General features: G+C 67.4%; 20 protein-coding genes and 5 tRNA genes. 5 read left to right on the forward strand and 20 right to left on the reverse strand.

Annotation, left to right across the window (positions count from 1 at the left end; all coding sequences use genetic code 11):
- Nucleotides 1-17: 17 nt before the first annotated feature.
- Nucleotides 18-776, reverse strand: coding sequence for a GlcNAc-PI de-N-acetylase (locus tag FJX73_02230; GenBank protein MBM3469599.1), 759 nt, complete (start codon nucleotides 774-776; stop codon nucleotides 18-20).
- A gap of 179 nt (nucleotides 777-955) precedes the next feature.
- Here FJX73_02230 and FJX73_02235 point away from each other — a divergent pair, with 179 nt between their 5' ends.
- A complete protein-coding gene (locus FJX73_02235; GenBank protein MBM3469600.1) occupies nucleotides 956-1,222 on the forward strand; it encodes a metal-sensing transcriptional repressor in 267 nt (88 codons plus the stop codon).
- Here FJX73_02235 and FJX73_02240 read toward each other — a convergent pair.
- On the reverse strand, nucleotides 1,212-1,676 hold the full coding sequence (locus FJX73_02240) for a cupin domain-containing protein (GenBank protein ID MBM3469601.1): 465 nt from the start codon (nucleotides 1,674-1,676) through the stop codon (nucleotides 1,212-1,214). The genes FJX73_02235 and FJX73_02240 overlap by 11 nt on opposite strands.
- A 152-nt stretch (nucleotides 1,677-1,828) precedes the next feature.
- On the opposite strand from FJX73_02240, the gene FJX73_02245 reads away from it, so the two are divergent.
- Nucleotides 1,829-3,385 (forward strand): PLP-dependent aminotransferase family protein, encoded by a 1,557-nt coding sequence (locus FJX73_02245; protein MBM3469602.1) that lies wholly within the window; start codon nucleotides 1,829-1,831, stop codon nucleotides 3,383-3,385.
- A gap of 30 nt (nucleotides 3,386-3,415) precedes the next feature.
- Nucleotides 3,416-3,700 carry a hypothetical protein gene (locus tag FJX73_02250; protein MBM3469603.1) on the forward strand — a complete coding sequence of 95 codons (285 nt, stop codon included), beginning with the start codon at nucleotides 3,416-3,418 and terminating at the stop codon, nucleotides 3,698-3,700.
- Nucleotides 3,701-3,739: 39 nt separating this feature from the next.
- On the opposite strand, the gene FJX73_02255 is transcribed toward FJX73_02250, so the two are convergent.
- From FJX73_02255 to uvrB, 13 genes are all read right to left on the reverse strand, one after another.
- Nucleotides 3,740-3,816 (reverse strand) — tRNA-Trp (locus FJX73_02255).
- A 67-nt stretch (nucleotides 3,817-3,883) separates the two neighbouring features.
- Nucleotides 3,884-4,036 (reverse strand): 50S ribosomal protein L33, encoded by a 153-nt coding sequence (gene rpmG, locus FJX73_02260; GenBank protein MBM3469604.1) that lies wholly within the window; start codon nucleotides 4,034-4,036, stop codon nucleotides 3,884-3,886.
- 3 nt (nucleotides 4,037-4,039) lie between these two features.
- A complete protein-coding gene (gene tuf, locus FJX73_02265) occupies nucleotides 4,040-5,257 on the reverse strand; it encodes an elongation factor Tu (GenBank protein ID MBM3469605.1) in 1,218 nt (405 codons plus the stop codon).
- Nucleotides 5,258-5,310: 53 nt separating this feature from the next.
- Nucleotides 5,311-5,386: transfer RNA gene (locus FJX73_02270), tRNA-Thr, on the reverse strand.
- A 226-nt stretch (nucleotides 5,387-5,612) separates the two neighbouring features.
- A tRNA-Leu gene (locus FJX73_02275) sits at nucleotides 5,613-5,699 on the reverse strand.
- 81 nt (nucleotides 5,700-5,780) lie between these two features.
- Nucleotides 5,781-5,855, reverse strand: a tRNA-Cys gene (locus FJX73_02280).
- Between the two features lie 29 nt (nucleotides 5,856-5,884).
- Nucleotides 5,885-5,959, reverse strand: a tRNA-Gly gene (locus FJX73_02285).
- 40 nt (nucleotides 5,960-5,999) lie between these two features.
- Nucleotides 6,000-7,058, reverse strand: coding sequence for an iron chelate uptake ABC transporter family permease subunit (locus tag FJX73_02290; protein MBM3469606.1), 1,059 nt, complete (start codon nucleotides 7,056-7,058; stop codon nucleotides 6,000-6,002).
- Nucleotides 7,055-7,876, reverse strand: a complete 822-nt coding sequence (locus tag FJX73_02295) for an ABC transporter ATP-binding protein (GenBank protein MBM3469607.1) — start codon at nucleotides 7,874-7,876, stop codon at nucleotides 7,055-7,057. Before FJX73_02295 ends, FJX73_02290 begins: the two co-directional genes overlap by 4 nt.
- 48 nt (nucleotides 7,877-7,924) lie before the next feature.
- Nucleotides 7,925-8,662 carry a type II toxin-antitoxin system prevent-host-death family antitoxin gene (locus FJX73_02300; protein MBM3469608.1) on the reverse strand — a complete coding sequence of 246 codons (738 nt, stop codon included), beginning with the start codon at nucleotides 8,660-8,662 and terminating at the stop codon, nucleotides 7,925-7,927.
- A 29-nt stretch (nucleotides 8,663-8,691) separates the two neighbouring features.
- Nucleotides 8,692-10,626: an excinuclease ABC subunit UvrC gene (gene uvrC / locus FJX73_02305; GenBank protein MBM3469609.1), complete on the reverse strand. Its 1,935-nt coding sequence runs from the start codon at nucleotides 10,624-10,626 to the stop codon at nucleotides 8,692-8,694.
- Between the two features lie 8 nt (nucleotides 10,627-10,634).
- Nucleotides 10,635-13,514, reverse strand: a complete 2,880-nt coding sequence (gene uvrA / locus FJX73_02310; GenBank protein ID MBM3469610.1) for an excinuclease ABC subunit UvrA — start codon at nucleotides 13,512-13,514, stop codon at nucleotides 10,635-10,637.
- Nucleotides 13,504-15,630, reverse strand: coding sequence for an excinuclease ABC subunit UvrB (gene uvrB / locus FJX73_02315; protein MBM3469611.1), 2,127 nt, complete (start codon nucleotides 15,628-15,630; stop codon nucleotides 13,504-13,506). The genes uvrA and uvrB overlap by 11 nt, the downstream gene beginning before the upstream one ends.
- Before the next feature lie 126 nt (nucleotides 15,631-15,756).
- On the opposite strand from uvrB, the gene FJX73_02320 reads away from it, so the two are divergent.
- Together FJX73_02320 and FJX73_02325 are read left to right on the forward strand one after the other, a co-directional pair.
- Entirely contained in the window at nucleotides 15,757-17,319 is a 1,563-nt protein-coding gene (locus FJX73_02320) for an ABC transporter substrate-binding protein (protein MBM3469612.1), read from the forward strand.
- Between the two features lie 10 nt (nucleotides 17,320-17,329).
- Nucleotides 17,330-18,334: a hypothetical protein gene (locus tag FJX73_02325; protein MBM3469613.1), complete on the forward strand. Its 1,005-nt coding sequence runs from the start codon at nucleotides 17,330-17,332 to the stop codon at nucleotides 18,332-18,334.
- Nucleotides 18,335-18,344: 10 nt separating this feature from the next.
- On the opposite strand, the gene FJX73_02330 is transcribed toward FJX73_02325, so the two are convergent.
- From FJX73_02330 to FJX73_02350, 5 genes are all read right to left on the reverse strand, one after another.
- Nucleotides 18,345-20,459 (reverse strand): copper amine oxidase N-terminal domain-containing protein, encoded by a 2,115-nt coding sequence (locus tag FJX73_02330; GenBank protein MBM3469614.1) that lies wholly within the window; start codon nucleotides 20,457-20,459, stop codon nucleotides 18,345-18,347.
- A gap of 182 nt (nucleotides 20,460-20,641) precedes the next feature.
- Complete coding sequence (locus FJX73_02335; GenBank protein MBM3469615.1) at nucleotides 20,642-21,664, reverse strand: ABC transporter substrate-binding protein; 1,023 nt, start codon at nucleotides 21,662-21,664, stop codon at nucleotides 20,642-20,644.
- A 65-nt stretch (nucleotides 21,665-21,729) separates the two neighbouring features.
- Entirely contained in the window at nucleotides 21,730-22,263 is a 534-nt protein-coding gene (locus FJX73_02340; protein ID MBM3469616.1) for a type 1 glutamine amidotransferase, read from the reverse strand.
- Nucleotides 22,260-23,138, reverse strand: coding sequence for a GntR family transcriptional regulator (locus tag FJX73_02345; protein ID MBM3469617.1), 879 nt, complete (start codon nucleotides 23,136-23,138; stop codon nucleotides 22,260-22,262). Before FJX73_02345 ends, FJX73_02340 begins: the two co-directional genes overlap by 4 nt.
- Before the next feature lie 151 nt (nucleotides 23,139-23,289).
- Nucleotides 23,290-23,892 (reverse strand): dephospho-CoA kinase, encoded by a 603-nt coding sequence (locus FJX73_02350; protein ID MBM3469618.1) that lies wholly within the window; start codon nucleotides 23,890-23,892, stop codon nucleotides 23,290-23,292.
- Nucleotides 23,893-23,896: the final 4 nt, after the last annotated feature.

Raw genomic sequence — 23,896 nt, forward strand, 5'->3', positions numbered from 1 at the left:
ACCTCCGGGTATTGTGCCTAGCGTACCAGGTAAGGGAGCGTAAACACACCCTCTCGCCGGAATGGCTCGGCCAGCACGGCCTGCGCCGTGTGACTCATCAACCCGTGATAGAGGTGCAGGGACCTGTCGGTCTGGCGGTGGATGGCAAGCCCCAGTTCCTGGTCGGACGCCCCGGCATCCGCGTCTGCGATGCGCGCGAGCACCTCGGGGGCCAGCCGTCGCCGCATCATCTGCGCGCTGAATGCATGCTGGCTGGCAAGTTCGGCCAGCGCCTGCTCCTTCACCGCTGCGACCTCGGTGATGTCCACGACGCAGTTGGGCCTATCAGGCATCATGTAGTAGATCGTGGGGATGGGGTGACGCGGCAGATCGGTGAGCTGCTCTGGGGCGAAATCCCTGCCCGCCAGGGCCATCGCCTCCAGGTAGAGGATCATGGCCTGTCGCCGGTCAGGGTCCAGGTCGTGGAACGAGTGCTCGGGATCCTGCGTGATGACCACGTCAGGCCGGACCTCACGGAGCACACGCACGAACCGCTTCTTGGATTCAACGTCCGGCGCCACGTGACCCAGCGTGAAGTCCAAGAACTCAACTGTTGCGCCAAGAATCGCGGCCGCCCTCTCGACCTGGGGCCGCGATTCCGGCCGGGAGAGGGTCACGGTGGCGTGGGCCCGGCCGCCGGCGCGGACGTGCCACACGATCGTGCCGCCTACCTCCACTATCTCGAGCCCGTATGTGGCCAGCACCAGCAGCGTGCCGGGTGTGGGGTACAGGTTCACGGCAAGACCTCCGGTCCGGATCGGATCAGCCCCTGGGGCGGGTGTTCGCCAGATCCCCCCCGGGGGGTCAGATTGGAGTCACGGTAGCACGGCGCTGGAAGGCCGTCAAGGAGCGGTGATATACTGCGCACGGCCGCCGACCGCGCGGCAGGAACGGGCCGGGGCCATGGGGGCGCAGCATGCCGCATACCAGGACCGTCAAGGTGACGAACCGGCTGGCGCGCATCGAGGGACACGTCCGCAGCATACGCACGATGGTAAGCGAGGGGCGTCCCTGTCCCGAGGTTCTCGTTCAGATAGCGGCGGCCCGGGCCGCACTGGACCAGGCCGCGCGCGTGCTGCTCGAAGACCACCTCGAGCACTGCATCGTGGAAGCGAATGACCGCGGCAACATCACCTCGGCGATAGGAGACCTGAAGGAAGCGTTGGACAGGTTTATCGGCTGACCTGCGTCTGCCTTATGAGGGCTTCCATCTCTTCCCGGGACTTGATCCCGCTTCCCCGGCGCTCGTAGCGCTCCCTGAGCGCCTCCGGCGACGGAATCGGAGGCGGCGGCGAAAACGTCAACAGGAAACTGGCGGTTCTGCTACCGGAGTTGCGGACGCCCAGCGAGACCCCCGGATCCACGTGTATGGCCTCACCCGGCGCCGCCACGAAGGTCTCGCCCTCCAGCGTGATCTCCAGCTCGCCTTCCAGCATGAAGAACGACAGTTCGTACGCGTCCTCCTCGTGGCCGTGCGGAGGCATGAACCCTCCGGGCGGTACATAGGCCACGTAGGTGAAAAGGCCCTTCCCAAAGACCAGCGGGCGGTACCAGTAGTCGTCCCGGGCATGTTGGAACCCGTCGAGTTCGCTGACGCGGACGCGACGATAGCGGTCGCTTCCCATGGATCCCTCCATCTCGCCTGTCTTCCCGGTTTCCCGTTCTCCCGGGATTCTATCACGACCGGGCAGGGATGCGCCGGCTGGCCTGAGCCCGCGCGCCTGGGCGGCCCGATTGGATATCCAAGAAACAGTCCAATTGGCACTTTACCCTGCCTAATACGCAAGATATGGTCTTATTGGATATATCCTCTAGGAGCATCGCCATGGCCATCACAGTTGACCGCGAGAATCCGATACCGGCCTACATCCAGATCCGGAACCAGCTCCGGGAGCAGATACTCAGAGGCGATCTTCCAGGGGGGACCCGGCTCCTGCCTGAGCGGAAGATGGCCGAGAAGCTGGGCGTGTCGAGGACCACGGTCGTCAGCGCCTATGACGATCTCGCCGCGGAAGGGCTAGTCGAGGCGCGCGTTGGACGCGGGACCCTTGTCGCCGCGCCGCCACCTGGACTCACCTACGGAGGCCCGGGCGTCAGGCCTCTGGCCTGGACGGCCCACACGACCAACCTGGCGAAGCGGTTGCAGGAGGAGAAACCCGCAGGGCTCAAGGCGCTTGCCGATCTGTGCAACAGGGCCGACCTGGCCCAACTCTGCAACGGCGTGCCCGACACCTCACTCCTGCCGCTGGATCGGATAAGGCAGGCCGGTGAGGCCGTCCTGCGCGAGTCGCCAGTCGCCGCGGTGAGTTTCGGTCCGAAACAGGGGGTACCTGCCCTGCGCGAGGCGATCGCCTCGAGATTGGCCAGGTCCGGGATCGAGGCGGACGCGGATCGGATCGCAGTGATCAACGGCGCACAGCAGGGGTTCGATCTGCTCGTTAGACTCCTGACAGAGCCCGGTGACACCGTGGTCGTCGAGTCGCCAACGTACCTGGGAGCGATTGACACCTTCCAGGCCGAGGGCCTGCGTGTTATCGGCATCCCGATGGATCGGGACGGGATGGATGTGGACCAGGCCGAGTTCATGGTCGCCCGATACCGGCCACGGTTCATCTACACCGTACCGACGTTCCAGAACCCTACCGGAATGACGATGAGTCTCGATCGGAGAGAAAAGCTCCTGGGACTCGCCCGGCGGTACCAGGTTCCGATCATCGAGGACGACCCTTTCAGCGATCTGTACTTCGATGAGCCGCCTCCGCCAAGGCTGAAGGCGCTTGACGGCAGCGGCCACGTGCTCTACCTGGGCACGGTATCCAAGGTTCTGGCTTCCGGGCTGCGGGTCGGCTGGCTGGTGGCACCACAGCCTGTGGCCGAGGCGGCCGCGCGGCTGAAGGCCCTGAGTGACTCTCAGCCCGCGTCGCTGAGCCAGCACCTCGTGCTCGAGCTCATGGCGCGCGGGTGGCTCGACGGGCACGTGGACACCGTGAGGGCCGTCTACGCGTCACGCTGCCGGGCCATGGACGCCGCTCTGCGGCGCCACCTCCCACGGCAAGCCAGGTGGACACCTCCGGGCGGGGGCATGTCCATGTGGCTCGAGCTGCCACAGCAGGTGGTGGCACAGGAGCTTCTGGATGCTGCCGCGCCGCGCGGTGTCGTCTTCCTGCCGGGCCACTACCTGTATCCAGGGGGTGGGCCTTCTAACACGTGCCGGCTCAACTTCAGCGTGCCGGACGAGCCCGAGATCCAGCGCGGGATCGAGGCGTTGGGGTCGGCCATGCGGCAGGTCATGCGCCGACGCACACAGGCGCCGGCCGAACGGGTGATACAGGGGCCAATCGCGTAGGCAATGGGGATCGCGCAAAAGGAGGAGGAAATGATACACTCACCGCTATTGCTTGAACTGCTCGCAAAGCAGTATGTCCAGGAGGCCCTGCGGGAGGCCGAGTCCCGCAGTATGGCGATCGGCGCGCTGAGGGCCGCGAAGTCAAACGAGAAGACCTGCGAGGACCGGGAGGAGGCAGGTGCCCGCGGTGTCCTGGGTCCGGCCCGCTGGGTCATCAGCCAGATGGGGCTCCTGATGGTCGAAGCAGGGAGCCGGCTGGAGAGGTTTGGCTCAACGTCGGAAGGGCTGCGGAAGCGACGCGACTGTTCCGCCTGAGTCAGTGCGGCAGAGCCCGCGTCCCAGATGGATCTGGTCTGGCAGGGGCGGAGGGATTCGAACCCCCAACACCCGGTTTTGGAGACCGGCGCTCTACCAATTGGAGCTACGCCCCTGCGCCGTCCTTCATTATAGGAAGATGCCGCTCCCACCGCAACCGCATCCGGCGTGCCTCGCCGGCGGCTAGCGCGTCTCGCGGTGGGTGGTATGCTTGCGACACCACCTGCAGTACTTCGACACCTCGATCCGGTCGGGATCGTTCTTCTTGTTCTTCGTGGTCGTGTAGTTACGCCGCTTGCACTCGGTGCAGGCGAGCGTGATGATGTCGCGCGGCATCGGCTACTCCTCCACCTTCACAACGACGCCGGCGCCGACCGTCCGTCCGCCTTCCCGGATCGCAAACCGCAGGCCCTCCTCCAGCGCCACCGGGGTGATCAGCTTCACCCCCATCGTGATGTTGTCGCCCGGCATCACCATCTCTACCCCTTCGGGCAGCACTATGTCCCCGGTCACGTCCGTCGTCCGAAAGTAGAACTGCGGCCGGTATCCCGTGAAGAACGGCGTGTGCCGTCCCCCCTCCTCCTTGGCCAGTACGTATACCTCCGCCTGAAAGTCCGTGTGCGGCTTGATTGACCCGGGCTTCGCCAGCACCATCCCGCGCTCTACCTCGTCCTTCTCTACCCCTCGCAGCAATACGCCCACGTTGTCCCCGGCCAGCGTCTCCTCCAGCGACTTCCGGAACATCTCCAACCCAGTCACCACCGTCCGCCGCGCCTCGGGCCGCAACCCTACTATCTCCACTTCCTCCCCTACGCTCAGCTTCCCACGCTCCACTCGCCCCGTCGCTACCGTCCCCCGCCCAGTGATCGTGAATATGTCCTCTACCGCCATCAGGAACGGCTTCTCTACCTCCCGCTGCGGCGTAGGAATGTACCGGTCCACCGCGTCCATCAACGCCCAGATCCCGTCTACCCACTCGTTCTCCCCACGCTGCGTCTTCGGGTTCATCTGCAGCGCCTCCAGCGCACGCAGCGCCGACCCCCGGATCACCGGCAGCTCCTCACCCGGAAACTGGTAGGCGCTCAGCAGTTCCCTCACCTCTACCTCCACCAGCTCCAGCAACTCAGGATCGTCTACCATGTCTACCTTGTTCAAGAACACCACCACGTACGGTACGTTCACCTGCCGCGCCAGCAAGATGTGCTCCCGCGTCTGCGGCATCGGCCCGTCCGCCGCCGATACCACCAGGATCGCTCCGTCCATCTGCGCTGCCCCAGTGATCATGTTCTTGATGTAGTCAGCGTGACCAGGACAGTCTACGTGCGCGTAGTGCCTCGCCCCTGTCTCGTACTCTACGTGGCTGATCGCTATCGTGATCCCACGCTCCTTCTCCTCCGGAGCGTTGTCAATCTCGTAAAACCCCATCGCCTTCGTCTTCCCCACCACCGCCAGCGCGTGCGTCACCGCCGCCGTCAGCGTAGTCTTCCCATGGTCTACGTGACCTATCGTCCCTATGTTTACGTGCGGCTTCGTCCGCTCAAACTTCTGCTTGGCCATCGTCGGTGACTCCTCTCAAAGGCCCGGCCGCCAGCCGTGCGACCGGTTGCTGATGGAGCCCACGACCGGATTCGAACCGGTGACCTTGTCCTTACCAAGGACACGCTCTGCCGCCTGAGCTACGTGGGCTCGTCCTCGCGTATTATAGCAGAGCGAAAATGACCGTCAACGCGCGCAGGACGCGCCGTTCGGACGTCGAATCTTCGTTTCGTCTTCGTCTCGGAGGTCTTCCGATGGATGCGATCTTCTGGCTGCTGACCGGCCTGATCCTCTACTTTCTGTTCTTTCGTCCCCCGGGATAGGGCCCGCCCGAGCACGAGGGAACACGCCGGCTGAATCCTGCCGCGTACGCAACTGGTGGGCGGGGAGGGAATCGAACCCCCATGGGCACTCAGCCCGGAGGAGTTTAAGTCCTCTGCGTCTACCGTTCCGCCACCCGCCCAACCTGAGAAGGCCCAACCCTGTTGCAGTGGATCCCGCGAGCGTCTTGAACGCGTGCGCCTAGGACGCGAGCGCCTTGAAGTGGAGGCGGCGGCCGGATTCGAACCGGCGTATGGGGGTTTTGCAGACCCCTGCCTTGCCTCTTGGCTACGCCGCCTCAGCAGGCAGATACGTAACGATCTCTCGTGGAGCGGGAGATGGGATTTGAACCCACGACCTTCTCCTTGGCAAGGAGACGCTCTACCCCTGAGCTACTCCCGCTCGCACTCAGACGCACCCCGATTATAGCCACGCCCGGCGGCTAAGTCCAGAACCGCCGGCGCTCGCGTAGCAGCACGAGCAGGAAGAACGGTGCGCCCAGCGCCGCGGTCAGGATGCCCACCGGCAACTCGGTTGCAGTCACCGCGGAGCGCGCGGCCACGTCCGCCAGGACGAGGAGCACGGCGCCTCCCAGGGCGGAGGCGGGCACAAGCCGCCGGTGGTCGGGGCCCACCATCAGGCGCATCAGGTGAGGCACGATCAGGCCTACAAATCCGATGAGCCCGGCAGCAGACACCGCGGCAGCGGCCATCATCGCTCCGGCGGCCACGAGCAGCCGTCGGGTTCTGGGCACGTCCACGCCCATGGCGCGGGCCGCCTCGTCGCCCAGCAGCAGGGAGTTGAGATCTCGCCCGTACAACCAGGCGATCCCAAGCCCCACTGCGACCAGGGGAGCCGCCATCGCCAGGTGCGGCCAGCCGCGGCCCGAGAACCCGCCCATCAGCCAGAAGATGACGCGCTGAAGGCTCTCGCCGCCGGCCAGTTGGAGCCACGAGATGACCGCGGCCAGGAACGCGCTCACCGCTATTCCCGCCAGCAGCAGGTCTTCTACCGGCGCGTCACCTCCGCGCCGCGCCAGCGAGTACACCAGCGTTGTCGCACCCACCGCGCCGGCGAACGCCAGCATGGGGGTGGCCGCGACGCCCAGGACGCTCCCGGCCAATCCTGTCGTCAGCGCCAGGGTGGCACCGAAGGCAGCCCCGGCGGAAACGCCTATGATGTAAGGATCGGCCAGCGGATTACGCAGGAGCCCCTGGAAAACCGCGCCGGCCCCTGCCAGCGCCGCGCCGACGGTCACCGCCAGCAGCGCGCGGGGAAGCCGCAGATCCAGCACAATGGAGGCGGTGGCATCGGTCCATGTGGCCGCGAGCGGCACGCCAAGGCGCTCGAGCAACACGGCCACGACGGTCCGAAGTGGGATGCGCGCCGGGCCGGTGGCAATCGCCAGGCATACAACCGTTGCGAGCATGAGGCCCAGGGCAGGCTCCAGGGCCGGACGCGTCCTCGGCAGGGATCTGGGAAGGCGCGGCCGTGCTGTCATTGCGGCCACGCGGGCTGGTCGGCGGCCGAAAGGGAGCGCCCAGTGAGCGCCATGAAGACCGCCTCGAGTGTCGGCGCGCCGCCGCCGGTCCGCTCGTCCGCCGGAAGACGGGCCTTGAGCGCGCCGGGTCGGTCGAGCGCAACCAGGCACCCCCGGTCCAGGATGGCAACGGTTCCGCAGAGGCGGTCGGCTTCGTCCAGGTTGTGGGTCGCGATCAGGACCGTGCGCCCGCCGTCGCGGGCCAGGGCTGCCAGAAGCGCGCGGACCTCCGCGGCCGCCTGCGGGTCCATGCCAGCGGTCGGCTCATCCAGAATCAGCAACGCGGGGTCGTGCACCAACGCCCGCGCGAGCGCTAGGCGCTGGCGCATGCCGCTGCTGTACCGCTCCACCAGGTCGTCCGCGCGCTCGGTCAAGGCCACCATGCGGAGCAGTTCGTCCGCGCGGCCTGCAGCGACACGGGGCGGCAGGTCGTGTAGCGCTCCTGCATAGAGCAGGTTCTCGCGCCCGCTAAGACGCCAGTAGACCGACCGCTCGCCTCCCAGAACCGCGCCGATCCTGCGGCGTACCTCCTCGGGGTAGCGCCTCGTATCGCGCCCCAATACCGCGATGCGGCCGCGGGAAGGCGACAGCAAGGTGCTCACCAGGCGCAGCAGCGTGGTCTTCCCTGCGCCGTTGGGGCCGAGCAAACCAAAGATGCCCCCGGCAGCCACCGTGAGGCTGACGCCGTCCAGCGCGACAATGTCACGCCCGGGCTCCCCGCGCCCAGAGGGGAAGCGGCGCGTCACCCGTTCCATCACCACCGCGGGCATCAAGGGCATTCCGAAATCCTCATCACCACCGCCGGCATAAAGGGCGCCCCGGAATCCTCACCGCGAGCGGCCGGCCGCTCGCGGAAGGGGCAACCTCGGGAGCGCGCCTTCGGATTCCAGCAGGCGCCGCTTCAGGCCCACGCCTCCTGTCAGCGAGTACCCTCCCAGGCCTCCGTCGCTGCGCACCACGCGATGGCACGGGATGAGCAGCGGCACCGGGTTGCGGGCACAGGCGGTGCCCACGGCCCGCGCGGCTCCGGGCTGCCCCACTGCGCGCGCGATCTCGCCGTAGGTCCGGACCTCTCCGGTAGGGATCCTGCGCAGAGCCGCCAGGACCTCCTGCTCGAACGGTCCGGCGCGGGTGAGATCCACCGGCCCGCCGAACGCCGTGCGGAGCCGCACCGCGCCCCTGACCGCATCCGCCAGCCATCGGGGCCGGGCAGCGCGGCGCACGGTCGTGCCGAGATAGCGGCCGGCATCGCGCTCGAACGCCTCGGACGAGGTAGCGATCCGGGCGAAGGCAGGCCCCAGTGATCCAAACGCCACGTAGAACGTGCCGAAGGGCAGCGCGAACGCGGCATAGGCGTATCCACCTGACGGCACGCGTGCACCGGTCGCCCGGGAAGCGATGCCCCCTGAGCCTGACAGCAGGCCCGACAGGTTGCCTCCGACCAGACCCGTCAGCGACGCCACGGGGCGGCCGTGGCGCGTGATGATCACCGGCTCCCCTGCCTGCACCGTGCGCAGCACTTCGTTCGTGCGGTTCTTCAGTTCGGCCGTGGACACGAGTCGCATTACCCACCTCCATATAGCACAAACTATGGCTATATGGTATCACCGGCCGCGGCGCTGTCAAGAGGCCGGGGCCCGCCGCCGGCCAAGTGGGCCTGCACGCGCGCGGCCAGCTTGGCACCCAGTACCTCGGCCAGCGCCTCCACCGGGGCGGCACGCACGCCGCGCACAGACCCGAACCGACGGATCAGGTCGCGCTTGCGGCGCTCGCCGATCCCCGGGATCTCATCCAGGACCGAGAACACGATCCGCCGCTCCCGTAGCCGACGGCCGGCCGCGTTCGCGAAACGGTGGGCCTCGTCGCGCAGGTGGCGGACCAGGTTCAGCGCCTGCGACTCCGCGGGGAGGCGCAGCGGCTCGGGCCTGCCCGTCAGGTACATCTCCTCCTGCTCCTTGGCCAGTCCCACAACCGGCACTGCCACGTTGTGATCAAAGAGCACCTCGAGCGCGGCGTTGAGCTGCCCCCGCCCTCCGTCCACCAGGATCAGGTCGGGTAGGACCGACCACCGGGGGCGCACCGGATCGCCGCGGTCGAGTTGCTCCTGCTCGGTCCGGGCCCGGACGAAGCGACGCCGGATCACCTCCTGCAGCATAGCGTAGTCATCCCCTGCGCCGGATGCGCGCATGCGGAACTGCCGGTAGTCAGCCTTGCGCGGCCTGCCCCCCTCGAACACCACGAGCGAGCCGATCGCTTCGCCACCCTGGAAGTGGCTGATGTCGTACCCCTCGATGCGGAACGGCATGGCTTCCAGCCCGAGCGCCTCCCCCAGCTCGGCCACGCCAACGCCGGACGGCCCCACCTCGCGGGCCCGTGCCTGCTGCAGGCAGAGCGCGGCGTTCTCGCGGGCCAGATCCACCAACCGGCGGCGATCGCCCCGCCTGGGCACCTCCACCTCCACGCGGCTGCCCCGCCGGGAACTGAGCCACGCCCCAAGCGCGGCGCTGCCTTCGGGCTCCACGTCCACGAGCAGTTCCCTGGGCAGCACCTGCAGGTCGCTGTAATGCCGCGCCAGGGCCTGTGCCAGGACCTCGCCGGGCTCCATGCCCCGCGTGCCTGAGAGCAGCATGTGTTCCTGGTCCTGGATCCGGCCTGCGCGGATCGTGATCACCTCAACGCAGGCCACATCCCCGGACTGGACCACGGCGGCGATGTCGCGGTCCTCCAGCCCCGCCGTGGTGACGCGCTGCTTCTCACCGATCGCCTCCATCGCCTGGATCTGGTCGCGCAGTTGGGCCGCCCTCTCGTACTCCATGGCCGCGGCCGCATCTGCCATCTGAGTGCGCAGATCTTCAAAGAGGTCCTCGCGGCGCCCCTCCATGAAGAGCGCGGCCTGCCGGACCTGCTCCTGGTATTCCTCGGGCGATGCGCCCCAGGCGACACAGGGCGCGCTGCACAGTTCCATGGCGTGGTCCAGGCACGGCCTGGGGAGGGCGCGGGTGATTTCGATCGGACAGGTCCGCAACCGGAAAAGCCGGCGGATCAAGCGGATCGTCCGGCCGATCAGTTTGGGCTCGTGGTAGGGATATGGCCCGAAGTACCGGCCGCGGTCGCGTGCAACCCTGCGTGTCATGACGATCCTGGGGTAGGGCTCCCCGGTCAACTTGATGTACGGATACGCCTTGTCGTCGGCCATGCGGATGTTGAACGGCGGCTGGTGCTGCTTGATGAGGTTGGTCTCGAGGATGAGGGCCTCGACCTCGTTCGCCGTGACGATCGTGTCCACGGCGGCGATCCTTGGAACCAGCATGCGGAGCCGGGGATTGGACTCCGCAGAGGGCGCCTGGAAGTACTGGCGGACACGAGCGCGCAGGGACGCGGCCTTGCCCACGTACAGCACGCGGCCTGCGGCGTCCTTGAACAGGTAGACACCGGGACGCCTGGGCAGGAGCCCCACCGTCGTGGGCAGTGTTCCAGAAGGCAGCAAGCCGGCGGGCGATGCGTTGTCGCGGGGAGCGCCGCCGGGCATGGGCTATCCTACCGCCCTGCGGCGGAGCGCACAGCCGCCCCGTTCCCGAGCACGCGTCGCATGAACCGGCCCGTGTGCGAAGGGGCCGCACGCGCGACCGCCTCGGGCGGTCCCTCTGCGACAACCTCGCCGCCGCCCTCGCCGCCCTCTGGGCCGAGGTCTATGATCCAGTCGGCGGTCTTGATGATGTCGAGGTTGTGCTCGATGACCACCACGGTGTTCCCGGCGTCCACCAGGCGGTGCAGCACGCCCAGCAGCCGTTCCACATCGGCGAAGTGTAGCCCAACGGTCGGCTCGTCCAGAATATAGAGGGTCTGTCCGGTATCGCGCCGGGATAACTCGGTGGCCAGCTTCACGCGCTGGGCCTCGCCTCCCGACAGCGTTGTCGCCGGCTGACCAAGCTTGATGTAGCCGAGGCCCACGTCCTCCAGGGTTTGCAGCTTGCGGCGAATGCGCGGGATCGCCTCGAAGAAGGCCAGGGCCTCGCTCACCGTGAGATCGAGCACGCCGCTGACCGTCCTGCCCCGGTAGGTGACCTCAAGGGTCTCTCGGTTGTAGCGCGACCCCTTGCAGACCTCGCACGGCACGTACACGTCGGGAAGGAAGTGCATCTCGATCCGGACGATCCCGTCACCCTCACACGCCTCGCACCTGCCGCCGCGCACGTTGAACGAGAACCGGCCCGGCCCGTAGCCGCGGACCCGGGCCTCGGTCGTCTGCGCGAATAGGTCGCGGATCAGGTCGAACGTCTTGGTGTAGGTTGCCGGGTTGCTGCGCGGCGTCCGTCCGATCGGTGACTGGTCTATCTCGATCACCTTGTCCACGTGCTCCAGCCCTTCGATGCGATCGTGCGCTCCGGGGCGGACGCGCGTGCCGTACAGGTGGCTGCTCAGCGCCCGGTACAGGATCTCGTCAATCAGCGTGGATTTCCCTGAACCCGAAACGCCGGTCACCGCCACGAACATCCCCAGGGGAATGCGGACGTCAACGCCCTTGAGGTTGTGCTGACGCGCCCCCCGGATCACCAGGGAGTGGCCGGCCCCGGCCCGCCGCCGCTTCGGGATTGCGATGCTCCGCCGGCCGGACAGGTACTGCCCTGTCACCGAGTCGGGGTGCTTGGCCACGACCTCCGGAGGACCGGTCACCACGACGTGTCCGCCCTGGGCGCCGGCGCCCGGGCCGATGTCCACGACCCAGTCGGCGGTGCGAATCGTTTCCTCGTCGTGCTCGACAACAAGGATAGTGTTCCCCAGATCGCGGAGACCCTGCAGGGTGTCCAGCAGCCGGCGGTTGTCGCGCTGGTGCAGTCCGACGCTGGGCTCATCCAGGACGTATAGCACCCCCATCAGGCCGCTGCCGATCTGCGTCGCCAGGCGGATGCGCTGGGCCTCGCCTCCGGAGAGGGTGTTGGCCGTGCGATCCAGCGTCAGGTAGCCGAGCCCCACGTTGACCAGGAAGCCGAGGCGGGATCGGATCTCCTTCAAGATCTGGTGGGCTATCAGACGCTCGCGCTCCGAGAGGGACAGCCCCGCGAAGAACTCCAACGCCGCGCGTACGTCGAGGGCCGTGACTTCGGCGATGGTGCGGCCACCCACGCGCACGCTCAATGACTCGGGCTTCAGTCGGGTCCCCCGGCATGCGGGACACGGCAGGCTGGTCATGTACCGCTCGATCTCCTCGCGCACGTACTCGGAGTCGGTTTCCTTATAGCGGCGCTCGAGTTGCCGGAGCACGCCCTCGAACCGCGTCTCGTACGTGCGGAGCGCGCCCCACTTGTTGTGGTAGCGCACCCGCAGCGGCTCCTCCGACCCGTGCAGCAGCACCTCCACGAATGCCCTGGGGAGGCGGCGCAACGGCATCTTCATGTCCACCTTGAAGTGCGCGGCCAGCGAGGTGAGCAGCTCCTGGTAGTAGTCACTGGTGGAAGCAGCCCACGGCACAACAGCGCCATCGAGCAGGCTCTTGCCGCGGTCGAGGACGAGGGCCTCGTCCAGTTCCTGCCGGAAGCCCAGCCCGGTGCAGGTCGCGCAGGCGCCGTATGGGCTGTTGAAGGAGAAGACGCGCGGCTCGATCTCGGGCAGGCTGATCCCGCACTCAGGACAGGCGAACTGCTGGCTGAAGATCATCAGGCCGTCGCCATTCCCAGATCGGGCTGCGCCCTTGCCGTCGCGCTGCACGTCCACGTACGCTATGCCCTGACCAAGCTTCAGCGCCGTCTCGACCGAGTCCGCCAGCCGTGCGCGCACGTCGGCGTGGACGACCAGCCGGTCCACCACCACCTCGATGCTGTGCTTCCGGTTCTTGTCGAGCGGTATCTCTTCCGAGAGGTCGTAGATCAACCCGTCGGCACGGACCCGCGCGAACCCCTGCCGACGGAGATCCTCGAAGAGCTGGCGGTACTCGCCCTTGCGGCCGCGGACGATCGGGCCCAGCACCTGCACCCGTGTGCCCTCGTCCAGCGCCAGGACCCGGTCCACGATCTGCTCGCGGGTCTGCCGGCTGATCGAGCGACCGCACTGCGGGCAGTGGGGTTGCCCGACGCGGGCGTACAGCAGCCGCAGGTAGTCGTAGATCTCGGTCACGGTTCCGACGGTCGAGCGCGGGTTGCGCGGGGCGCCCTTCTGGTCTATCGAGACGGCCGGCGACAGGCCGTCAATCCCGTCCACGTCGGGCTTCTCCATCAGGCCGAGGAACTGCCGCGCGTAGGCCGAGAGCGACTCGACGTACTTGCGCTGCCCCTCCGCGTAGATCGTGTCGAAGGCGAGCGACGACTTCCCCGAGCCGGAGATGCCTGTGAGCACCACCAGCCGGTCGCGTGGGATCTCCACGGTGATGTTCTTTAGATTGTGCTCGCGGGCTCCGCGAACGACGATGCGATCAGTCGGCATGACGGCGCGCGTTCCTCCGCGGGACAGATGCCTTCTTGCCGCCCCGCCGCGGCGGGGCAAAGAACGGCTCTCCCAGGCCTCTGCGCAACTCGCCGATCTGGTCGCGCAGCGCGGCGGCCTTCTCGAACTGCAGCTCGGCGGCCGCGCGCCGCATGGCGCGCTCCAGCGTCTCCACGGTCTGCTCGAGCTCGCCCGGCGAGAGCATCAGCAGCCTGGCCACCTCCCACGGCACCTTTCCCCGCCGCGTCTCGGCCAGCCGTATCAGTTCCTCGGCGGTCAGCAGCTCGCCCGACGGCGGGTGGGCCTCGATCTCTTCCGAGACCTGCAGCAGGTCGATCATGTCGCGAATCGGCTTCGACACCGAGGCCGGGGTGATGCCGTGCTCTACGTTGTAGCGCACCTGGACCTCGCGGCGGCGGTTGGTCTCGGCGATCGCGCGGCTCATCGAGTCGGTGACCTGGTCGGCGTAGAGGAGCACCCTCCCGTCGATGTGCCGCGCCGCCCGCCCCATGGTCTGTATCAGCGAGGTCTCGGAGCGCAGGAAGCCCTCCCTGTCGGCGTCAAGGATCGCCACGAGCGAGACCTCGGGCAGATCGAGCCCTTCCCGTAGCAGGTTGATCCCGACAAGGGCATCGTAGGCGCCGAGCCGCAGATCCTTCAGTATCTGCACGCGCTGGAGCGTGTCGACCTCCGAGTGCAGGTAGTGCACCCGAAGCCCCAGCTCCGCCAGGTAGGCGCTGAGATCCTCGGCCATGCGCTTGGTCAGCGTGGTTACCAGGACGCGCTCACCGCGCGCGACCTGCGCCTTGATCTCGGCGACCAGATCGTCCACCTGGCCCTGCGCCGGACGCACCTCGACATGGGGATCCACAAGGCCGGTGGGCCGCACGACCTGCTCCACGATGCGCTGGCTCACCTCCAACTCGTAGGGGCCGGGCGTGGCCGAAACGAACACCGCCTGGGGGACGAGCGCGCCGAACTCCTCCCAGGCCAGCGGCCTGTTGTCGAGCGCGGAGGGCAGGCGGAACCCGAACTCGATCAGGGTGCGCTTGCGCGAGCGATCGCCCTCCAGCATCCCCTTCACCTGCGGCACGGTCACGTGGCTCTCGTCCGCGAACAGCAGGAAGTCGCGCGGGAAGTAGTCGATAAGGCAGCCCGGCCGCTCGCCCGGCGCGCGGCCGTCGAGGTGCCGTGAGTAGTTCTCGATCCCGGGGCAGGTGCCCGCCTCCCGCAGCAGCTCCATGTCATACCGGGTGCGGAACTCCAGGCGCTGGGCCTCGAGCAGCTTGCCCTGAGAACGGAACCAGGCAAGGCGGTCCTCCAGCTCGGCCCCGATCGAAGCCAGCGCCCGCCCCAGGCGCTCCTCCGTGGTAACCCAGTGCCTGGCCGGCCACAGGGCCACGGCGTCCTTGTTCTCGAAGACCTCTCCGGTCAACGGGTCCAGCTCGACGATCCGCTCCACCTCGTCGCCGTAGAGGTCGACCCTGACGGCGCGATCCTCGTACGCCGGGAAGATCTCGACCACGTCGCCCCGCACCCTGAAGCGCCCGCGGGCGAAGTCCACGTCGTTGCGCTCGTACTGGATGTCCACCAGGCGACGGACGATCTCGTCGCGCGATCGGCGCTCGCCCTTCCGCAGAAGAAGCATGACCTCCTTGTAGTCCTCGGGCCGGCCGAGCCCATAGATGCACGAGACCGAGGCGACCACGACGACGTCGCGCCTTTCCATGAGCGCCTTGGTCGAGGCGTGACGCAGCCGGTCGATCTCCTCGTTGATCGCCGCGTCCTTGGCGATGTAGAGATCGGTCTGCGGCACGTAGGCCTCGGGCTGGTAGTAGTCGTAGTACGAGACGAAGTACCTCACGGCGTTGTGCGGGAAGAACTCGCGGAACTCGCCGTAGAGCTGCGCGGCCAGCGTCTTGTTGTGCGCCAGGATCAGGGTGGGGCGCTGTACCTGCTCGATGACCCGGCCCATGGTGTGGGTCTTGCCGCTGCCGGTGACCCCCAGCAGGGTCTGATAGCGGCACCCTGCCCGAACTCCGGCCACCAGGCCGGCGATCGCCTGGGGCTGATCGCCGCACGGCTGCTGATCCGTGACCATCTCGAAGGAGGGCATACAAATAGTATACCAAGCGGGGAGGGACCCGTTCCACGGTCCTCTGGTGGTGCCGCCAGACGGAGGAGTTGGGGGGCCGAGACGGAATCAGGGTTCAGACATGCCGGATCTTGGAGGCCAACCGTGATGAGAAGACCGGGCACTGCAGTCGTCGCTTCCGCCGTCCTGGCCTGCGCGCTCTTCCTGGCTTTCCTGCCTGCGGGGTACGCGCAACTACCTCGCAAGGGCGGCGTGCTTCGCTTCGCGCTCGCAGGTGACCCCCCCACACTCGACCCACACGCGACGACCGCGCTCATAGCAGCCTACATCATGCACCACTCGCTCGAAACCCTCTTCACCATCAACTCGCGGCTCGAGCCTGTGCCCATGCTGGCCGAGAAGTACACGGTGAGTCAGAACCGGAGGGTCTACACGATCAGCCTTCGCAGGGGGGTCCTGTTCCACACCGGCCGAGAGATGACCGCCGACGACGTTGTGGCGTCGCTCAACCGATGGGGCAGGGTGAGCACCCGGGGTCGCGTGGTGTTCGCTAACGTGGAGTCGCTGAGCGCCTCTGACCCCGGTACGGTCGTCTTCAGGCTGAAGGAGCCGAACGTGCTCCTCACCACGGACCTGGCCTGGTGGGCTCAGCCAGCAGTCATCTACCCGAAGGAGATGGCCGAGGAAGCTGGCCTGGTACCCATGAAGCGGCTGGTCGGTACTGGCCCGTTCCGCTTCGTCGAGTACATCCCCGACCGCGTCATCCGCCTGGAGCGGTTTGACAGGTACGTGGCACGCACCGAGAGGCCAGACGGGATGAGCGGGCAGCGGGTGGCCCATCTCGACGGAATCGTCTACACCCCGGTTCCGGACCCGGCTGTCCGCACTGCCCAGATCCAGCGCAACGAGATGGACTTCGCCGAGATCCTCTCTCCCGACGAATACGACCGGCTGCGCAGGGAGCCGTCGATCGTCCCGGTGCGAGCGCCGCTGCCGAGCACGCTGGCCTTCGTGCTGAACAAGCGCACCGGTATGATGACCAACCCAAAGATACGCGAGGCGTTCTCGGCGGCCCTGAACGCGCCCGCGATCCTGCAGGCTACCTACGGGCACAGGGAGTTCTTCCGCCAGAACCCCAGCCTGCTGCCCAAGGAGCACTTCATGTGGACCGACGCCGGCAAGGAGTACTACAGCAGGAACGATCCGGCGCTCGCCAGGCGGCTGCTCCAGGAGGCCGGATACAGAGGCGAGCCGGTCCGCTGGCTGGTGATTTCCGACTTCTTCTGGGCGTTCAACTCTGCCCCGGTTGCCAAGTCTCAGCTCGAGAGAGCGGGGTTCGTTGTGGATCTCCAGGTCACGGACTGGCCAACGAACCAGGCCCGCAGGAACCGGTTTGAGGGCTGGGATGTCACGCCGGTCCACTTCTCGGCTGTCCCGGATCCAACGCTCCACCTGGCTCTCAGCCCCACCTATGTGGGATGGTACGAGAGCCGCGACATGGCGGCGCTGGTGGCACTGATGCGCCGCCACGGCGACCCCAAGGTGAGGATGGGCCTGTGGCGACGGGCACAGGAGCTGTTCTGGAAGGACATCCCGATGACCGTGATCGGCGAGGGCTTCTTCATGCACGGCAGGCGGCCTGAGCTGAAGGGCTACGCGGGAATGCCATCCCACTACTTCTGGAACACCTGGCTGGACCCACAGCGCTGAGGCCGGGGTCGTGACCAAGCGCGAGCGCCTGCTGGCAGCGGTCGAAGGACGCCGGCCCGACCGGACGCCTGTCTCCTTCTGGCGCCACTTCCCGAGGATAGACCACGATCCGGAGCTGCTTGCCGAGGCTATGATCGAGTTTCAAGAGCAGTTCGATCTCGACCTCGTCAAACTCATGCCCAGCGGCATGTACGGAGCCGAGGACTACGGCTGCGAGGTAGGCGATCCAGACCCGACAACCGGCGCCAAGCGGCTGCTAGCAAGCCCGGTAGACGGCCAGCAAGGGTGGGCCGCGCTGGAGCGCCCGCTGCCACCTGAACAGGGAGCCCGAGGCAGGGAGCTAGTGTGCCTGCGCCTGGTCCGCCGGGCTCTCAACCACGAGGTAGCGGTGCTTCAGACCATCTTCAGCCCGAGCACGACGGCCGCGAAAGCGGCCGGCCGGGACCGCTGGATCGCGCTGCTCCGATCCGATCCGAACAGCGCGCACAGGATTCTGTCGCAGGTGGCGAGGAGCGAGCGCGCCTTCGTCGCGGCCTGCCTGGACGCGGGCGCCGACGGTGTGTTCTTCGCGACGCAACTGGCAGGCGACGGCCTGCTGGCCTGGGACGAGTACTCTACGCTCTGCCTGCCCCACGACCTCGTCGCCCTCGAACCACTGCGGGGCCGCCCGCACCTGTCGATAGCCCACATCCACGGCGAGCGGCCGCTATTCGACCTGGCGCGGTTCTATACCCTTCCGATGGTCAGCTGGCACGACCGCAGGACCTCGCCTGATCTGTGTGAGGGCCTGACGAGGACGGGCTCGGGGGCTGCGGCAGGAGGACTGGATGAGCGCGGTGTTCTGTCAGACGGCCCTGCGGAACGGATCGGTGAGGATGTCCGCGATACCCTCGACCGGGTGCGCGGATGCAGTAGCGGGCCCCGCCACATGCTGGCACCGGGCTGTGTACTGCCCCTCCAGGTTCCGGATGCGCACCTCCTGGCCGCGAGGAGCGCGGTGGAGGAGAGCGGATAGCCAGCCGGCGCTACTCCCCTACCGTGATCACCACACGGGCCGGCCTTGACTCGACGCCTCCGGCGCCAACGGCCACCGCCGTGATGGTCAGCCGGTCGCCCGCACGCGGCGGCGGCGCAAGGTGCACGCGCGCCTCCCAGGCGCCCTGACCGGACGTCGGCACATTGATCGGCCCGATCAGCACGGCGTGACCATCGGCCCGGCCGCGGGCGTATTCTACGGTGACCTTCACCTGGGCTGCCCCGGCCGCTGTCCCCCTGATAAGCAGGGGTGAGTCGATGGCGTCGCCGGGCCTCGGCGCAACGATGACCGGCGGCGCAGGCTGCGCCGGCGGCTCAGGACGCACCGGCGGGGATGGGCCGGGCGGAGCGATCACCGGAGGGGTGGGTGTGGGCGCAGGCCCAGGCGTGGGTCGAGACCAGGGTGTGGGCGTGGGCACGGGCGTGGGCTCGGGCCTGGGCGGGGGAGTGGGCCGCAGCGTGGGCGTGGGAGGCCGGGTCGGCTCGATGGTGAAGGTCCAGCTCGTCGTGGCCTCGTTGCGCGCCAGGTCGGCGACGCGCGCCTGGACGCGGTTCGGCCCCTGCGGGAGTGGGTCGGCAGGCGAGTAGAGGGCGCTGGTCTCGGTGATCGCCACCGGGCGCGCCTCGCGTCCGTTGACCCAGAGCCGGAAGCTCCCCGGGTCGAGACCGGCAGGCCCACGCTCGGCCAGTCCCAGGATTATCGTGGGCTGACGCTCGCTCACCACGGAGCCGGGTTCGGGCGAGCGGCGCGTGAACTCAGGGGGCAGGCCGTCGATCACGACCGTACCCGCGTGCATCTCGATCTCCATGCCTGCCACGCGCAGGCGGACGGTCACGCCCGCCCGCGACGCCGTGTCTCCGTGCCGCACCGCGTAGCGGCCGGTGTACGTTCCCAGGGGACCCTCGACCATTCCCACGCCTCGCTCGATCCGGCCGATGTCAAACCAGGCGCTCCCGCGCGGCGTGCCCCGCAGCGTCACTACCAGCGTGGCTCCGATTCCAAGCGGCCCGTGGTCGCTGATGTAGGCGCCGTAGATCCTGGGCGGGAGAGGGTAGATCGGCGTCGGGATCGGGCGCGGCATCGGGACAGGCGGGATCGGCAGCGGCGGGGTCGGAGTGCGCGCGCGTATCTCCCACACGTCGCCGGTCTGCGGATTCGCCCTGAGCTCCACCTCCATGCCGCGGCGCAGCAGGTCCCAGGTGACCTGGCGGCCGTCCAGGAAGAAGGCGGCCTCCCCGGCGATTCGCAGGATCTGGCCGTCGCCGAGCGCCATCACCCGGGATCCTATGCTCTCCACCAATCCGGTGAGCGCTCTGTAGTAGGCGCGCACCGACAGCGCCTGCCCAAGGGCATCAGCGGTGACGCGCACGGAATCTCCCCGACGTATCTGATCGAGCGAGACCGAACCGCTGCGGCCCGAGGACACCTCGGTGAGGAAGATCGTGGTGGCTGCGGTCACGGCGAACCTCCAGATCATCCCGTCGGCGGCCACATGCAGGCGTGCCGGGAGCGCGTACGGATCCACCTGCGCAACCGTGCCTTCGACAGAGACGAGTTGCGGCGTCGGTGGGACAACAGGCGTGGGCCGGACCGGCTCCGGCGGCGCAGGCGGGATGACCGGCAGGGGCCGGACCGGCTCCGGCGGCCCGGGCAGTGGCGCTGCGGCCGGCGGAGGGGCCGGATAGCGCGCCGATGTCACGTGCACGATGCGCCCGGCCGGATCCCAGTTCACGCTGGCTCCCAGGGCCTCGCCCACGAACCGCAGGGGCACAAGCGTTCGGCCGGCCAGCACCATGGGCGGCACATCGAGCAGGACCGTGCGCCCATCCACCAGGGCACGGCGGACTCCCGGCTGCAGGACAACGACCGTGGCGCCGTGGCGCGCGACCACCCGTCCGGGATCAGGCTGCCATTCGACCTGGGCCCCCAGCCGCTCGAAGACCCCGCGCAGAGGGATCAGCACGCGCCCGGCCACTACCACCGGGGGCTGATCGAAGGCGACCACCTGCCCGTCTGCGACGACCCTCACCGCCTGCGCTTCGGCCGGGTGGGGAAGCACGCCCGCCGCCATGACGAACGCCATAGCCACGACTCGCAACGCCATCGTGTCTCCTCCGGGGATCTTTCTCCTCGATTACATTACGGGGGGGCGGGCCTGGAAGTTCGCATTCGGGCCCTGGGCCGGGAGAGGCGGAGCCCTCTTGAGAGGGCTCCGCCACCTCAAACCAGAAGGACCGCGTGCGCCGCTCTCGGCGGAGGACGACCGCGGCGGCAGGCTATGCGCGCCTACTTGGGCAGCGGGAAAATCTCCTTCAGCCAGCGCTCCAGCAGGCGATTCCTGACCTCCGTCTTCCCGAATCGCGCGAAGTCGTACTTGATCACGTTGAAATCCTGGAAGCGAGGCGACAGCCGGGAGACAGGCGTCCGCGCGTTCGATAGGATCTGATATGACTCACCCACCTCGTAGGCCAGTCGCTGCGCCTCGGGAGTCAACGCCCACTCGATGAAAGCGATGCCATTGGCCCGGTTGGGCGCGCCCTTGATCAGGCTGACGCCGCCGATCTCGTAGCCTGTTCCATCGCGTGCCGATCCGTAGGTGATGGGAAAGCCCCTAAGGATCTGTGATACCGATTCGTGGTTGAAGGTGATGCCTATGGCGACTTCACCTCGGCCTGCCAACACGCCCGGGGCCGTCCCGGCCCGCGTGTATTCAGCCACGTTAGGATGGATCCGCTTGAGCAGTTCAAACGCCTCGCTCTCACCGTACACCTGCACGACGGTCGCCAGCATCGTGTACCCGGTGCCCGAAGTCGTGGGGTTCGGGTAGGAGACCAGCCCCCGGTAGCGGGGATCGGCCAAGTCCTTCCAGGTCTTGGGCTCCGGAAGGTTCCGCTCGCGCAGCAGGCGCGGGTTCAACGCCCAACCCAGTATGCCCATGTACAGGGGGATGTACCTGCCCGCGACGACCTCTCGGATTTCAGATCGGAGTTCATCCCAGTTGCGCGGCCGGATGAACTCGGTCAGCCCCTCCTCGTAAGCCACCCACTGCGGATCACCCGTTCCGCCGAACCAAACGTCGAAGATGGGGTTGGCCCTCTCTGCCCGTACCCGGACCAATGCTTCCCCAGCGCTCATCCGGATGAAGTCGAGGGTGATACCCGTTGCGCGCGGGAACTGGACTTTGAGTTCATTGCACCAGGCCAGGTCCGGCACGCAGAGAATGTTGACTCGCCCGGGCGCAGGCCCTGCTTCCGCCACACCCAGGGCCGCGAGCGCGCAGACTACTCCTGCCAGCAAGAACCGCCTCATCACGTCTCCTCCCTCCTTCACGATCTGGCGATGCTCCTGTGTTCTCCCACCACGCCCAATCCCAATTAGGCGGAGCGCCCCTCTGTTAGCGCCTCGATGATGGTCCGACAGAAATCTCCCGTGTCCGGGGGTTTCATGGCCGTCACCAGATTCCCGTCCCGAAGGACTCGCCGCTCAACCCATTGGGCCCCTGCGTTGGTCACGTCGTCGCGAATGCCCTGGTACGAGGTGACCGTACGCCCTTTCAACACCCCTGCAGAGATCAGCACCCAAGGCCCGTGACAGATGGCTGCTATGACCCTCTGGGCTGCCCAGGCTTCCTGCACCATGCGTAGGACATCCGGCGACTGCCGGAGCTTGTCGGGAGCCCATCCGCCAGGGATCACCAGAGCGTCAAACTCGTCTCCCTTCAATTCTGCGGCGGTCCTGTCAACGTCTATCTGTAGCCCTTGCCGCGACTGATAGGCATTCGCGCTCCCCGTCCCGACCACAACAACCTCCGCTCCCTCCTCCCGAAAGCGCATGATCGGATACAATCCCTCGGTGGCATCGAATTCCTTCTCCAGGAACACGGCCACACGCTTGCCAGTCAGCTTCATCCGTTCTCACCCCCGACGCCGGTTGTTTCCGTGCCGACATCCCTGCCATTCCCCCGTCCGCCCACTTGTCCGCCCAAGGGCGGAGGGACCACTCCATGTGGGGTTCGCACCACGACGACTTCAAAGCGGCTTCGATCTCCCCGGTGCTTGGCCTCGTAATGCTCGATGGGGCGGCCGTCATCCAGGTAGCTCGTGCTCCTCACCAGCGCCAGAGGAGCCCCCTTGGTCGTCCCCAGTAGACGCGCGTCGTTCTCGGAAGCGGCGATGGCCTCAATCGTCCGAATGCCGCGAGCAATGCGAAGCCCGTACTTCCTCTCCAACAGGGCGTAGAGGGATTCCCTCTCAATCTCCTCGCGGGTGCCAACTAGATCCGGACACAGGTACTTGGGAATGCACGTGACGCTTCGCAGCATGGGCTCGCGCCCGATCGTCCGCAGGCGCTCGATGCGAATCACGGGCGCCCCCGGGGCGACGCCGAGGGTCTCTGCCAATGCAGGCGGGGCTTCAATTACTGACTGGCTGAGCACTCGTGTGCGTGGCTGTAGGCCCTGAGCCACCATGTCCTCGTAGAAACCCGTCAGGCGCCCTACCAGTCGTTCCCGGATCTTTGGCTCGGCCACGTAGGTGCCCCGTCCACGTTCCCGCTTGACGAGGCCTTCCGTCGCCAGGTCGGAGAGCGCTTGCCGGACCGTGACTCGCGATACGCAGAAGGCCCGACAGACATCTGCTTCGGAAGGAAGCCTCGTGCCAGCAGGCCACACACCACTCACGATCTTGTCCTTGAGCGAGTCCTTGATCTGCCGGTAGAACGGGACCTGCGTGCTGCGGTCTATGGGATGGCAGGAATCAAGAGAGGCGTTCACCGGCTCTTTCACGTCTTCTCACCCTCCGCCAGTCGCAGCATGAGAGGCAGACCCGGCCGACGACAAAGAAGCACTAACATTATAACATCCCTACAATACTTGCCGCACCACGTTGATGTGCTCGGCCGGGCGATCGCGGGATGCTGATGGCAGACGGAGAAACTCAGGGGTGCCAGACGCGCCAGAGGGCTTCGACCTGCTGCCGGGTCGCCTCCGGCGAGCCGTTGTTGTCCACGACCCATGTGGCCAGGGGGACCTTCTCGCGGAGTGGACGCTGAGCGCGCAGCCGCTGCCGGGCGGCTTCCTCGGTGATGCCGTCGCGGGCCGCGAGGCGGGCGATCTGCGTGGCCTCGTCCACGGTGACAACGACCGTGCCGTCCAGCGCGAAGGCCTCGGCCGGCGCCACATCCAGCAGCAGTGGGATATCCACGCCAATCGTGGCCCCAGGACGCGCAGACCGCAAGGCCTCAATCTCCTCCTCGATGCGACTGCGAATCCTGGAATGCGTGATCGCGTTCAGCCGTGCGCGGGCATCGGCGTCGCTGAAGATGAGCGCCGCCAGCGCCTTGCGGTCCAGGGTGCCGTCGGCGGCCAGTACGCACGGGCCGAAGGCCTCGACGATCTCGCGGAGGGTCTCGGTGCCCGGCGTAACCACCTCCCGCGCGATGGCATCCGCGTCAATCACGTGCGCGCCCATCTCGCGGAGAAACCCCGCCACCAGGCTCTTGCCGCTGGCGATCCCGCCGGTGAGCCCGATCACCCGCACGATG

The sequence above is a fragment of the Armatimonadota bacterium genome, from assembly GCA_016869025.1.
Lineage (GTDB): Bacteria > Sysuimicrobiota > Sysuimicrobiia > Sysuimicrobiales > Humicultoraceae > VGFA01.

Bases quoted from the DNA above. Each gene is read 5' to 3' on its own strand.
- FJX73_02235 (MBM3469600.1), top strand. From the start codon at position 956: ATGCCGCATACCAGGACCGTCAAGGTGACGAACCGGCTGGCGCGCATC.
- FJX73_02240 (MBM3469601.1), bottom strand. From the start codon at position 1,676: ATGGAGGGATCCATGGGAAGCGACCGCTATCGTCGCGTCCGCGTCAGC.
- FJX73_02245 (MBM3469602.1), top strand. From the start codon at position 1,829: ATGGTCTTATTGGATATATCCTCTAGGAGCATCGCCATGGCCATCACA.
- FJX73_02250 (MBM3469603.1), top strand. From the start codon at position 3,416: ATGATACACTCACCGCTATTGCTTGAACTGCTCGCAAAGCAGTATGTC.
- rpmG (MBM3469604.1), bottom strand. From the start codon at position 4,036: ATGCCGCGCGACATCATCACGCTCGCCTGCACCGAGTGCAAGCGGCGT.
- tuf (MBM3469605.1), bottom strand. From the start codon at position 5,257: ATGGCCAAGCAGAAGTTTGAGCGGACGAAGCCGCACGTAAACATAGGG.
- FJX73_02290 (MBM3469606.1), bottom strand. From the start codon at position 7,058: ATGACAGCACGGCCGCGCCTTCCCAGATCCCTGCCGAGGACGCGTCCG.
- FJX73_02295 (MBM3469607.1), bottom strand. From the start codon at position 7,876: ATGCCCTTGATGCCCGCGGTGGTGATGGAACGGGTGACGCGCCGCTTC.
- FJX73_02300 (MBM3469608.1), bottom strand. From the start codon at position 8,662: ATGCGACTCGTGTCCACGGCCGAACTGAAGAACCGCACGAACGAAGTG.
- uvrC (MBM3469609.1), bottom strand. From the start codon at position 10,626: ATGCCCGGCGGCGCTCCCCGCGACAACGCATCGCCCGCCGGCTTGCTG.
- uvrA (MBM3469610.1), bottom strand. From the start codon at position 13,514: ATGCCGACTGATCGCATCGTCGTTCGCGGAGCCCGCGAGCACAATCTA.
- uvrB (MBM3469611.1), bottom strand. From the start codon at position 15,630: ATGCCCTCCTTCGAGATGGTCACGGATCAGCAGCCGTGCGGCGATCAG.
- FJX73_02320 (MBM3469612.1), top strand. From the start codon at position 15,757: ATGAGAAGACCGGGCACTGCAGTCGTCGCTTCCGCCGTCCTGGCCTGC.
- FJX73_02330 (MBM3469614.1), bottom strand. From the start codon at position 20,459: ATGGCGTTGCGAGTCGTGGCTATGGCGTTCGTCATGGCGGCGGGCGTG.
- FJX73_02335 (MBM3469615.1), bottom strand. From the start codon at position 21,664: ATGAGGCGGTTCTTGCTGGCAGGAGTAGTCTGCGCGCTCGCGGCCCTG.
- FJX73_02340 (MBM3469616.1), bottom strand. From the start codon at position 22,263: ATGAAGCTGACTGGCAAGCGTGTGGCCGTGTTCCTGGAGAAGGAATTC.